General features: G+C 39.5%; 10 protein-coding genes. 2 read left to right on the forward strand and 8 right to left on the reverse strand.

Going from position 1 to position 12,257, the window contains the following annotated elements; all coding sequences use genetic code 11:
- The first annotated feature begins 122 nt into the window (after positions 1 to 122).
- Complete coding sequence (gap, locus tag Ga0466249_RS07680; RefSeq protein ID WP_215828873.1) at positions 123 to 1,169, forward strand: type I glyceraldehyde-3-phosphate dehydrogenase; 1,047 nt, start codon at positions 123 to 125, stop codon at positions 1,167 to 1,169.
- A gap of 87 nt (positions 1,170 to 1,256) precedes the next feature.
- Here the strand turns inward: gap and Ga0466249_RS07685 are convergent, their stop codons facing one another.
- From Ga0466249_RS07685 to xylB, 6 genes are all read right to left on the reverse strand, one after another.
- Positions 1,257 to 2,738 (reverse strand): L-fucose/L-arabinose isomerase family protein, encoded by a 1,482-nt coding sequence (locus Ga0466249_RS07685; RefSeq protein ID WP_215828874.1) that lies wholly within the window; start codon positions 2,736 to 2,738, stop codon positions 1,257 to 1,259.
- 62 nt (positions 2,739 to 2,800) lie between these two features.
- Complete coding sequence (locus Ga0466249_RS07690) at positions 2,801 to 3,850, reverse strand: aldose epimerase family protein (protein WP_215828875.1); 1,050 nt, start codon at positions 3,848 to 3,850, stop codon at positions 2,801 to 2,803.
- A gap of 128 nt (positions 3,851 to 3,978) precedes the next feature.
- Complete coding sequence (locus tag Ga0466249_RS07695; protein WP_312889729.1) at positions 3,979 to 5,160, reverse strand: sugar ABC transporter permease; 1,182 nt, start codon at positions 5,158 to 5,160, stop codon at positions 3,979 to 3,981.
- Entirely contained in the window at positions 5,157 to 6,683 is a 1,527-nt protein-coding gene (locus tag Ga0466249_RS07700; protein ID WP_215828876.1) for a xylose ABC transporter ATP-binding protein, read from the reverse strand. The genes Ga0466249_RS07695 and Ga0466249_RS07700 overlap by 4 nt, the downstream gene beginning before the upstream one ends.
- 64 nt (positions 6,684 to 6,747) lie before the next feature.
- Entirely contained in the window at positions 6,748 to 7,827 is a 1,080-nt protein-coding gene (gene xylF / locus Ga0466249_RS07705; protein WP_215828877.1) for a D-xylose ABC transporter substrate-binding protein, read from the reverse strand.
- A gap of 168 nt (positions 7,828 to 7,995) precedes the next feature.
- Positions 7,996 to 9,495, reverse strand: a complete 1,500-nt coding sequence (xylB, locus tag Ga0466249_RS07710; protein ID WP_215828878.1) for a xylulokinase — start codon at positions 9,493 to 9,495, stop codon at positions 7,996 to 7,998.
- Positions 9,496 to 9,996: 501 nt separating this feature from the next.
- On the opposite strand from xylB, the gene Ga0466249_RS07715 reads away from it, so the two are divergent.
- Positions 9,997 to 11,019: a LacI family DNA-binding transcriptional regulator gene (locus Ga0466249_RS07715; protein ID WP_215828879.1), complete on the forward strand. Its 1,023-nt coding sequence runs from the start codon at positions 9,997 to 9,999 to the stop codon at positions 11,017 to 11,019.
- An 87-nt stretch (positions 11,020 to 11,106) separates the two neighbouring features.
- Here the strand turns inward: Ga0466249_RS07715 and Ga0466249_RS07720 are convergent, their stop codons facing one another.
- Both Ga0466249_RS07720 and Ga0466249_RS07725 read right to left on the reverse strand, forming a co-directional pair.
- Positions 11,107 to 11,613, reverse strand: a complete 507-nt coding sequence (locus tag Ga0466249_RS07720) for a chromate transporter (protein ID WP_215828880.1) — start codon at positions 11,611 to 11,613, stop codon at positions 11,107 to 11,109.
- On the reverse strand, positions 11,614 to 12,252 hold the full coding sequence (locus tag Ga0466249_RS07725) for a chromate transporter (protein WP_215828881.1): 639 nt from the start codon (positions 12,250 to 12,252) through the stop codon (positions 11,614 to 11,616). It lies immediately after the preceding gene.
- Positions 12,253 to 12,257 lie beyond the last annotated feature (5 nt).

The following is a 12,257-nucleotide window of genomic DNA, read 5'->3' on the forward strand; positions in this document are numbered from 1 at the left end:
AAAAAAGTGCTGTCATCATATTTTCTATTTATTACTATTATGGTATACTAATTACATTAAATGCTACACTATTAGTCTTACTATTGATAAGCAGCATATACCATTTAAGAAAGGAAGAAAATATGATAACAAAAGTAGGAATTAACGGCTTTGGCCGCATCGGAAGAATGTGTCTTAGAGCGGCATTACAAAATAAAAATATACAAGTTGTTGCCATTAACAGTACGTCAGATAGCTTTTCCTCAGCTCACCTTATAGAATATGATTCAATACATGGTAAACTCAACAACAAAGTCGAAGCAACAGAAGATCAAATCATCATTGATGGGCAGCCCATAAAAATGATTTCCGACCGCAATCCCGCTAACCTTCCATGGGGAAAGCTCGGTGTCGACATCGTCATTGAAGCTACAGGAAAATTCAATTCCAGTAAAGATTGTGAAGTTCACCTGAGAAATGGTGCTAAAAAGGTTATCATTTCAGCACCTGCGAAAGACTCCACCCCTACAATTGTTATGGGAGTTAACGAAACTACTTATAATTCACAATTCCATAAAGTTATATCGAATGCATCTTGTACAACAAACTGCTTAGCTCCTATTGTCAAAGTGATTCATGGTAATTTTGGAATTGTTAATGGCTTAATGTCAACGGTTCATGCCTTTACAACGGATCAACGCAGCTTAGACAATAGCCATAAAGATCCACGCCGCTCCAGAAGCTGTATGCAGTCGATAGTTCCGACAACTACGGGTGCCGCGAAAGCAATCGGCCTTGTAATACCTGAGTTAAAAGGAAAGTTAAACGGAGTTTCCGTACGTGTTCCAGTTCCCGATGTCTCCTTAGTTGATTTGGTTGTTGAACTAGAACAAGACATTACCGTTGATAAGATTAACAACGCTTTACGTACTGCCGCCGAGGGCTCTATGTTGGGTATTATCGAATACTGTGATAAGCCTCTCGTTTCAATTGACTTTTTAGGTAATAAACACTCAGCTATCGTAGATGCCCTATCCACATTAGTTGTTGCTAAACGAACAGCCAAAATTCTTGCATGGTACGATAACGAATGGGCCTACTCCTGCCGGGTAATTGATTTAGCACAATACGTCGGTAAAACTCTATGTAAAGAGAAACTCGATAATATTAAAATAAAAGCTGTAGGATAGTAATGAGAAAGTGCATAAAAAAGGACTGAGCCATCGAAAGAGGTTCAGTCCTTTTGATATTAGAAAACGCACGGGCTGCGATAAGTATTATGCAAATGGGTTTTCCGTTTTATATAACAACCCTTTAGGTTGGTTAAAAGCAATATCTTTAATTCCCAAATATTGGAACACAGCAAATAATGCTTTACCATAATGACCAAATGCGACTGCACCGTGATGGGGATAACGTTTTTCAATTAAAACATGACGGTAGAACCGTCCCATTTCAGGAATTGCAAAAATACCGATTCCACCAAATGAGCCTGTGGGAACAGGCAGAACTTCCCCTTGTGCAATGTAAGAAGTAAGTTTGGCATTTGCCGTACTTTGCAGACGGAAGAAAGTAATTTTTCCTGCGGCTATATCGCCTTCTAACGTTCCTCTCGTAATGTCGGGAACTCCCCCGTCTTCAAGCAGTCTGTTTTGAATCAATTGATACTTTACTGCCCCTTTGGCAAGTTTGCACAGCGGTGTATTCCCGCAATGAAAACCCATAAATGTATCTTTTAATGTATAGTTAAATTTTCCGGCGATATTTTCATCAAACACATCTTTCGGAACGGAATTGTTTATATCCAGAAGGGTTACCGTATCATTGCTTACACACATACCGATATACTCACTTAATGCACCGTAGATGTCGACCTCACAGGCAACAGGAATACCATTGGAAACAAGACGACTGTTTACATAACACGGTTCGAATCCGAATTTATTCGGAAAGGCAGGCCAGCATTTGTTGGCAAAGGCTACATATTTACTTGCACCTTTATTTTTTTCAGCCCAGTCGATTAACGTTAGTTCATATTGCGCCATACGAGGGAGAAGATCAGGATATTTGTTCCCGGCACCCAATTCATCTGCCATGTCTTTTACAACATCGGGGATTCTCGGGTCGCCAGCGTGTTCTTTATAGGAAATCAAAAGATCGAGTTCGGAGTTTTCCTGAACCTCGATATCAAGATCATAAAGTGGTTGAATCGGTGCATTACAAGCAAAAAAATCTTGCGGACGCGGGCCGAAGGTGATGATTTTCAAGCTGGAGAGACCGATTAATGTACGTGCTACAGGGAGAAAGTCTTCGATCATATGAGCAATTTCGTCCGCTGTACCTACAGGGTATTCAGGAATAAACGCTTTTAATTTACGGAGTCCTAAATTATAAGAACAGTTCAATACGCCGCAATACGCATCGCCTCTACCATTGATTAAATCTTTACCGCTTTCTTCAGCTGCTGCAACGTACATAACGGGGCCTTCAAAATTCTTTGCAATTAAAGTCTCAGGTGTTTCAGGTCCAAAGTTTCCTAAGAATACAACAAGTGCATTGCAATCGGCATCTTTCACTTCCTGTACGGCTTTCAGCATATCATTTTCATTTTCCACGGTTGTTCTTGCTTCAAAAATTTTTCCCTGCGTTTTTGTATAGCTTTCGACAATAGCCTTTCTTCTATTTTCCGATAGGGAAATAATAAAACAATCACGGCTTACGGAAATGATTCCCAGCTTTACTTCTGGAATATTGTTCATGCTATTTACTCTCCTTTATCATTCAAATTATTTATTTTTTAGCCCTCTGTTAATGATACTGCCTATTTTATTCCAAACTGATACGTTGTTTCAGCATGATATACTTTTCCCTTTTCTAAAACGGGCTGAAGAAAATTCGGATTTTCTAATGCATTCGGAAAGTATTGGCTTTCTAAACAGAATCCGCATCTTTTGTAAATAGTTGCACCTTTTTTTCCAGCAGAAGCGCCATCTAAATAATTTCCGCTATAGAATTGAATACCGGGTAACGTCGTTGCTGCAATTAATGTGATGCCTGAACTTTCGGCATAAGCCCAGGCCGCTTGTTTTAATGTGCCATCATAATCGTTAATAGCCCAATTATGGTCGAATCCGCCGGCAAATTGAATTTGTTCAAAGCTACTATCAATATTGTCACCTATTCTCGTCGGCTGCCTCAAATCAAGCGGCGTATTTTCTACAGAAACAATTTCCCCGTTCGGGAGAGATTCTTGATCGGCAACAGTATAACAATCTGCAAAGAGTTGAATTTTTTGATCTACGATAGTACCACTGTCATAGCCTGATAAATTGAAATAAGTGTGATTGGTAAGATTACATACTGTATCGGCATCGCTCGTTGCAACGTAATCAATGGATAACCGATTGTCATCGGATAATGTATAAGTAACATGCACAGTAAGGGTTCCCGGATAACCTTCTTCACCGTCAGGACTAATATAAGTAAGTTTTAATCCAGTTTCTGTCGTTTCCGCATCCCAAACTTTTTTATCAAAGCCAATTTTACCGCCGTGTAAATGATTGTTTCCATCGTTACAATATAGTTGATATTTTTTGCCGTTTAATTTAAATTGGCCTTTGGCAATTCGATTGCCGCAGCGTCCGATGAGAGCACCGATATATTTATCTTGCGTTTCATAGCTTGCGAGATCATCATATCCTAAAACAACATCGATAAGAATCCCGTCTCTGTCTGGCACCTTTACAGATACAATCGTACCGCCAAATGTCGAAACGCTCACGCTCATTTTATTCTTGTTTGTCAGCGTATAAAGAAATACCTCGGTACCTTGTATCGTCGTTCCGAATTCTTGTTTGGAAACCTGGATCATTTTTCACCCTCCTTATAATACACTTTAAATTTTCAGATTTACAATTAATACTTCATTTAACAATTTCAAGTTCTCCAGATAGTAAATAAAACGGCTTGCAGTAGAACTGATTTTCCGCAGGGATGTATTCATTTTTTGTTTTTTGTAGCAATATCCACCCATACGGCAAAAACCAAGATCGAACCTTTAACAATAAGCTGCCAGAAGTTTTCAATATTTAACATACTCATTCCATTGTCTAGACTAGCCATGACCAAAGCTCCGACAAGAGCTCCGCCTACACTGCCCACACCACCCATTAAGCTTGCGCCACCAATAACGCATGCCGCAATCGCATCCATTTCAGCATTTTGCCCGGCTGCAACTGAAGCGGCATTTAACCTAGAACACAGCAAAATTGCAGCAATAGCCACTAATACCCCACTGATGGCAAACAAGGTCATCGTCATTTTTTTGACGTGAATCCCAGATAATGTTGCTGCTTCGGAATTCCCCCCCAAGGCATAGACTCTGCGACCAAAAACAGTTTTATTTAATATGTAGGAAAATACCACTGCTAATAAGGCAAGTATCAGCACCGGAACCGGGAACCCTTGATAAGAATTTAAAATACTAATGAATAAAATGATCAAAGCCGCACAAAACGCAATTTTTATTCCTTCCACCGAAACCGATGGTACCGCCAAACCGTACTGAGCCCGCAATTTTCTGCCGCTCATAGTGGTATATACGATAGCAGCAATAGCAATGATCCCCAAAAATATTCCAATACCATCTATTAAATAAGCATTCCCAACAAATCGAATATCGGGAGTCAGAGAAGCTACAGTAGTTCCCTTGGTCATACCGATAAGAATTCCTCGAAAAACCAGCATGCCACCCAAAGTAACGATAAAAGACGGTATTTTTTTATAAGCAATCAGCCAACCATTCAATACACCAATTATTAAACCAATCATCAAGGTTATGCCCATTGCGACAATCCCATTGACGTGGAACCATACATTGAGAACTGCAACTATACCACCTAATAACCCCATAAAGGACCCTACGGAAAGATCGATATGCCCCGCAATAATTACAAAAACCATTCCGATAGATAAAACACCTGTTATTGACATTTGTCGAAATAGATTAGACAAATTTCTAGAAGTTAAAAAGTCTCCATTTGTCGCTACACTAAAAAGAACCCAAATGGAGATTAGTGCCAAAATCATAGTGTACGTTTTGATGTTAAAGTTAAACAGGGATGTAAGCGAATTCTTTTTATTCACTGCTATTCCATTGCTTGTTTCCATCTTTGCAGTCACGCAGTAGCCCCCCCTATAGCACAATGCATTATTTGTTCCTGATCAAGATTTTTATTAATGAATTCCCCTCTAATACGCCCCTCGTTCATGACCAATATTCGGTCAGCCATACCTAATACCTCCGGTAAATCGGACGATATCATAATAATAGCGATCCCTTCAGCTGCTAATTGATTAATGAGATTATAGATTTCATATTTAGCTCCAACATCAATTCCTCGAGTCGGTTCATCCAAAATAAGCACTGTTAACTTGCGCAACAAATATTTTGCCAAAACAACCTTTTGTTGATTGCCACCGCTCAGGTTCTTAAGAATAGCATCTAAACTTGGCGCTTTAATTCTTAACTTCTTCATATAAGTATTGACATTTGTTAGTTCCTTACAATTATCTATTCCATCAAATCTTGAACGATAATTTTCGATATTAGCTAATGTCATGTTCTGTTTAACTGACATCAATTCTATGATACCATGACGCTTACGGTCCTCCGGTACCATAGCAATACCATGATCTAATGCATCTTTAGGATGATTAATAATTAATTTTTCCCCATTTAAATAGACTTCTCCGCTATGTTTACCAGCATGAAAACCATAAATAGCGGATACCAGTTCTGTGCGGCCTGCCCCGACCAAACCAGCGATTCCCAAGACTTCCCCACGATTCAAATGAAAGCTAACGTTATCAACCAATTTTTTATCCGGTTCACTGGCATCATATAAAGTAAAGTCTTTAACATAAAAAACTTTCTCATCCGTTACATGACTCTCTTTCGGATAAAGATCGGTGATTTCACGTCCCACCATCATCCTCACAATATCATCTTTCGTTACATTCTCAACTCGTTCTGACCCGATAGACTGGCCGTCACGAATCACCGTGACCGCATCTGCAAACCGAAAGACCTCATCTAGCTTGTGGGATATATAAATACAAGTAACGCCTTTTTGTTTTAGCCGCCCCAATATATTAACAAGGATCTCCACTTCCCCTTCGGAAAGCGAAGCCGTAGGTTCATCTAAAATAAGCAATGTGGCATGTTTGGCTAAAGCTTTTGCGATCTCGACAAGTTGCTGCTGTCCTGTGCCTAGTTGTTTTATGATCGTATAAGGACTAATATCTAATTTCATTTCATTCAGGAGTTCCTGTGTTTTAGCCAGCATAGCTGGCATGTTGATAATCCCTTTGGATTGCAATTCATTCCCCATAAAAATATTTTCATATACTGGTAATTCTTTAAACAGCGCCATTTCCTGATGAATAATAGCTATGCCTGCCTGCTCAGCATCCGTGATATTTCGAATCACCAATTGCTTCTGATTAAAAATAATCTCCCCTTGATAAGTACCATTGACATATACACCGCTTAGCACTTTCATTAATGTTGATTTACCAGCGCCATTTTCACCGCACAAGGCATGAATTTCCCCTCTTTTTACTTGGAAAGAAACATTGTTCAGCGCTCGGACGCCAGAAAACTCCTTGACAATCCCCTTCATCTCCAAAATATAATCGCTCATTCTTATCCCCTCATATTCAAATTGAGCAGGTGAGGGAAAAATATCCTATCACCTGCCATTTGAGTTACATTTTAGGCCATTTGTCTTTGGGAACGTTTTTAAATACATCTTCTAATTTGTTATAACCATCTTTGATAACAGTGTCGACCATATTTTTCATATCAACGGCAATCGGTGTAAGAAGAATGGACTGAACATCTTTAGCCCCGTTGTTGACTACACCGTCCGTTTTGACTACTTCCCCTTTGGCAATCTGAACTGCAGCTTCGGCGGCTCTCGTAGCAATACTTTTAATCGGTTTGTAAACAGTCATCGTCTGTTTGCCTTCCACGATTCTCTGGCAAGCCGCCAGTTCCGCATCTTGACCGGAAATTGGCACCTTTCCATCCAACCCCTGCGCCGCCAATGCTTGAACAGCTCCCCCAGCAGTACTATCGTTGGAAGCAACTACAGCATCAATTTTATTATTGTTAGCTGTCAGTGCATTTTCCATAATCTTTAGCGCTTCTTCAGGCAGCCAATCTTTCGCCCATTGATCGCCCACTACATTGATATCGCCTTTATCAATCAGCGGTTTCAAAACATTCATTTGCCCTTGACGAAGCATTTTGGCATTATTGTCAGTAGGCGAGCCGCCCATCATGAAATAATTCCCCTTAGGTTTAAGTTGTGCAATGGCTTGCGCCTGTATTTCGCCGACTTTAATGTTGTCGAATGAAATGTAATAATCAACATCTGAGTTTGTAATCAAACGGTCATAGGACAACACTTTAATCCCTGCTTTATGAGCCTGTTCAATAATAGGAGCCATCGCCTCGCCATTATGCGGAATGATAACCAATACATTGATGCCCTGGGAAATAAGATTTTCACATTGTGAGAACTGCGTCTGATCATCGCCATTTGCAGATTGGACAACCACTTCAGCCCCCAGTTCTTTAGCTTTTTCGGTAAAGAGATCTCTGTCATGCTGCCATCTTTCTAATTTTAAATCATCCATGCTGAGACCAATTTTAATAGCCTTGCCCTTTTGCGCAGGAGCCCCTGATGAAGCAGATTCTTGTCTTGTACACCCTGCCATCATTAATAAAGAAGCAACACAAATTGACACCAAAATAAGTAATAACCGTTTTCCTTTAAGCATGGTATTTCCCCTCCCATTATTTTGATAAGAACCAAGCCATACATTCACCCACTGAGCCTTGAGCAAATGTTTATGACTAAATACCTTCATGATGAATGAACGAATGCCATACCAACACGAAACAGCAAAAATCTGGACACTAATTCGCATATCGTTAAAGTCAACAAATTACTGTTCTCTGAACGGAAATAGCTGGTAATTAATATCTTTTGTCTGAGTATATACTTTTTTATAAATTTGATAGAGCGTCTTATATTTTTCAACGTTTTCTTGAATGGGCTTAAATTTTTTCTGGAACCTTATGAAATGTTCAGCGCACTCTTTAAGTGATGAAAACCATTTTAGGCTAGAAGCCGCAAGCATAGCTGCTCCCATGCCTGGTCCCTGTTCATTCGCTAAACTAATGACTGTTCCATTAAAAATATCTGCTTGCATCTGCAGCCACAAATCGTTTTTTGCTCCACCACCAATGGAAATGATCGTATCTACGTTCTTGCCGTTTGCTTTGAAAATATCAACCGTATCGTTGATCGAAAAAACAATGCCTTCCATAACAGCTCGCACAAAATGTTCTTTCTTATGGGAACCATCAATGCCCGTAAACGTGCCTCTTATTTTGGCATCAACATAAGGTGTTCGCTCGCCAACCAAATAGGGAGCAAAAAGAAGACCATTAGAACCAATTGGGACTTTTGCAGCTTCATCTAAAAGCTGGTCAAAACTGTCATTTTCAGCAAATGTATTCTTGAACCAACTTAAGCTATATCCCGCAGCTAAGGTGACGCCCATTGTATAGTAGGAATCTTCTTGACTATGGTTAAAGAAGTGAACTTTTCCGGCAAAATTACGCTGTTTATTTTCCTCAAATGATAAAAACACTCCCGATGTACCGATACTACATAATGCCTTCCCCGCTGAAAGTATTCCTGCGCCGATAGCGCCGCAAGCATTATCTGCTCCGCCTGCAAATACTTTTGTTGATGAAGAAAGTCCAGTTATTTTAGCTATTTCAGGAAGCAAGGTGCCAATATAAGCACCCGAATCTACTAATGACGGACATAATGTGACTGGTAAATCGAATGCCTGGCATATTTCCGAACTCCATTTTTTATTAACCACATCAAGCAAGAGGGTTCCTGCTGCATCCGAATACTCACTATGTAACCTCCCCGTCATACGAAAGCGGAGATAATCTTTTGGTAAAAGAAAAACTGTACTTCGCTTAAAACTGGCGGGTTCATGTTCCTTAACCCAAAGAATTTTCGGTAGTGTAAAACCTTCCAGTGCCTGATTCTTTGTAATCGTTAACAGCTTATCACCCAAAACTGTCTTGATCTCTTCACATTGCTCAGTCGTTCGAGTATCATTCCACAAAATGGCCGGTCGAATCAGTTGCTGCCTTTCGTCAAGCAAAACAAGGCCATGCATTTGTCCCGAATAACTCAATCCCGCGATTTCTGCGGGATTAACACCGGATTCAGTAACAAGCTGCCGTAATGCCTGCAGTGTTTTATCTACCCATTCTTCCGGATTCTGCTCATTATAGCCGGGATGTTCCTGAATCAACGGATAATTTTTGGCAACTGCATGTTCCACCTCGCCTTCCTTATTGACCAAAAGCACTTTGACCGCACTCGTTCCAAGGTCAATCCCAATGACATATCTCATCACGCCGTCTCCTTTATGTCATATTAAACGTAAGTAGTGGATTATACTTTTAAGTTTTACTTTTTTATTTAAGTGCTTGAGCACATTTAATAACACATTCAGAATAGCATTTAAGGATTAATTTGTCAATTAAGATTTTACCAAATTTTATGATTCTTTTATTTATTGATTATATTGCAATAAACACAAGTAGATTAACAACCAAATTGTAAATTAGAGGATGTTTTTATTGCTGTAATATGCTTAATAAGAATTTTTAGAGAAAAAATGGAATTACTATTCTTCTTCAATAAAAAATGTTGACGTATAGAAATCTAAGTGATATATTCCAATTATCGAATGTGCTCGGCCACATTATCATGTTTAAAAATTATGTTAAAAAAATACTTCACTCCATCGATTATCGCTTCAGATTTCATAATGCTTCATGGTATAATCAACTCATCGAATAATAAAATCATTTAAGAAAACTTACTACTTAGTAAATGAGGATAATATAAAATGGGAGTTACAATTAAAAAGATTGCAGAAATTTGTGGTATTTCCAGGGGAACCGTCGACAGGGTTTTGAATAGCCGCGGTAAAGTAAAACCAGAAACAGAAAAACTGGTAAGAAAAGTGGCCGATGAGTTTGGATACACACCGAATCCAGCAGGAAAAGCACTGTCGGCAAGAAAAAAGAACTTGGTTGTAGGGGTATTGCTAACCTCAGAGGGAAATCCTTTTTTTGATGAAGTGATTCGTGGAATACAAGCGGCAGAAAAGGAATATCGCGCTTATGGAATGCAAGTATTGATGAAAACGATGCGAGGCTATGAGGTAGAACAGCAATGTACTTTGCTTGATGAAATGAAAGGGAAAATAAATGCATTGATTATAAACCCGATTAGCGAGCCGAAGATTGTGAAAAAAATAAACGAATTGGTAGATAGCGGTATATTTATTGTTACTGTAAATAATGATATTGCCGATAGTAAGCGTGCCTGTTATGTAGGAAGTAATTATATTAATGGCGGTGAAACGGCATGCGGTATTATGGGCCTGTTTACAAAAGGAAAAGCAAAAATCGGGTTGCTTACAGGTTCTGTTAAAATTTTGGGACATAATCAAAGAATTGCGGGTTTTAAAAATGTAATGAAGAAAAAGTACCCTGATTTTCAGATCTTGGATTTTGCAGAAACGAATGATGATGATGTCATTGCATTTGAAGTTACTATGGAAATGCTAAAGAAACATCCGGACATCAATGCACTTTTTGTCGCTGCCGCAGGTGTCTATGGAGTATGCAGAGCAGTAATGTCTTTGCAGCGTCAGGGAAAAATTACGATTGTTTCCTTCGATAGCACACCTAATACAGTGGAGATGATGCGAAAAAAAGTGATTAATGTAACGATTTGTCAACATCCGTATACACAGGGACATAAATCGATGCAAGTTGTATTCAGTTATTTAGTAAACGGAGTAGAACCGTCAACGACGCAGCATATTATGAAAAACGAAATAAAGATCCTGGAAAATTTATAGTTTGACAATAATAAGTGTAAGTGCCCATGCTGGGCGCACAAGATAAAAAGCTTCAAGAGCACAATACTCTTGAAGCTTTTGCCACATTCAACCTAAAACTACCCCGACCAAAGCGGCTACCACCAGGATCACGTTGGCCGATACGCGTCTTGATATGGCAAGTGCGGCACTGATTATGGCAATGGCTATCATGCTTATATCCAAACCATTGTTATGAAACATTCCCGCCAAAACGATTACGCTAAAGCTAACGATGACAAGTACAACACCATCAAGTAACCCCTGTGTTGCAGGATGACTGGCAATGCGCTCATAGCAGCGCTCTACAATTACGATAAATAAGGGTGGCAAAAGCAGTGCCACACAGGCTATCAACGCACCTGACAAGCCAGCAACTAAATAACAGAGACTGACAACCCAAAGGCCATTGGGTCCGGGTGTAATTTGTCCAATTGCCAGTGCTTCAGTGAACTCTTTTTCACTCGCCCATCCGTATGCGATAAAATCAGTGTGTAAACTAGGTAAAGGGCCAAACCCACCCGTCGAAAACAAGCTTGATTTAAGTACAACCCAAAAGAATATAACCCAATCCATCTACTCATCCTCCCGTTTCTTCTTGGCAACATACCAGTAAGTAAGCGCACCACATAGCCCGCCCAAAAGATATAAGAGTACCACGGGCGGATTTAAAAGTATGTAAATCATTGCACTACTGATCATGATTCCAATTGTAACCAGAAAAGTCCATAATCCACGCTTATAATTGCTTACTAGAATAGGTCTGACATTTCGCCAATTCGTGGCTAGAGCAATACCAAATATAGCTGCAAACACTGCCCGCAACACAGCTTGCACCTTTGAAAACTCACTAATACGGGTATAAATTGCAGATATCCCAATGGTGATCAGCGCACTAGGTAGAATAAGCCCCATGACTGAAACAAATATACCCGGCCATCCGGCAAGGCGTTTACCTATAAGAATGGTATAGGCAATAATGTTAATGCCCGGTGTAATTTGACACATTGCGATGATGTTAGCATACTCTTCCGCAGTTATCCACTTGTGCTTATAAATAAAGCTTTCTTGAATAAGATATTGAGTGATGGCACCACCACCAAACGATGTAAAACCAATGTGCAACCACGCAAAAAATAATTGGTTAATCGTAAAAAAATCCTGCACAGCTATTGAGCTGGGACTTCTTGATTCAAATTCATTCCGATTAGTCATCGACT

Origin of the sequence: Pelorhabdus rhamnosifermentans, from assembly GCF_018835585.1 — a bacterium.
Classification (GTDB): Bacteria; Bacillota; Negativicutes; order UMGS1260; family UMGS1260; genus Pelorhabdus; species Pelorhabdus rhamnosifermentans.

What these genes read in the sequence shown, in the direction of transcription:
- Ga0466249_RS07700 (WP_215828876.1), bottom strand. Translation starts at nt 6,683, where the DNA reads ATGAGCGATTATATTTTGGAGATGAAGGGGATTGTCAAGGAGTTTTCT.
- gap (WP_215828873.1), top strand. Translation starts at nt 123, where the DNA reads ATGATAACAAAAGTAGGAATTAACGGCTTTGGCCGCATCGGAAGAATG.
- Ga0466249_RS07685 (WP_215828874.1), bottom strand. Translation starts at nt 2,738, where the DNA reads ATGAACAATATTCCAGAAGTAAAGCTGGGAATCATTTCCGTAAGCCGT.
- Ga0466249_RS07725 (WP_215828881.1), bottom strand. Translation starts at nt 12,252, where the DNA reads ATGACTAATCGGAATGAATTTGAATCAAGAAGTCCCAGCTCAATAGCT.
- Ga0466249_RS07690 (WP_215828875.1), bottom strand. Translation starts at nt 3,850, where the DNA reads ATGATCCAGGTTTCCAAACAAGAATTCGGAACGACGATACAAGGTACC.
- Ga0466249_RS07715 (WP_215828879.1), top strand. Translation starts at nt 9,997, where the DNA reads ATGGGAGTTACAATTAAAAAGATTGCAGAAATTTGTGGTATTTCCAGG.
- xylF (WP_215828877.1), bottom strand. Translation starts at nt 7,827, where the DNA reads ATGCTTAAAGGAAAACGGTTATTACTTATTTTGGTGTCAATTTGTGTT.
- Ga0466249_RS07720 (WP_215828880.1), bottom strand. Translation starts at nt 11,613, where the DNA reads ATGGATTGGGTTATATTCTTTTGGGTTGTACTTAAATCAAGCTTGTTT.
- xylB (WP_215828878.1), bottom strand. Translation starts at nt 9,495, where the DNA reads ATGAGATATGTCATTGGGATTGACCTTGGAACGAGTGCGGTCAAAGTG.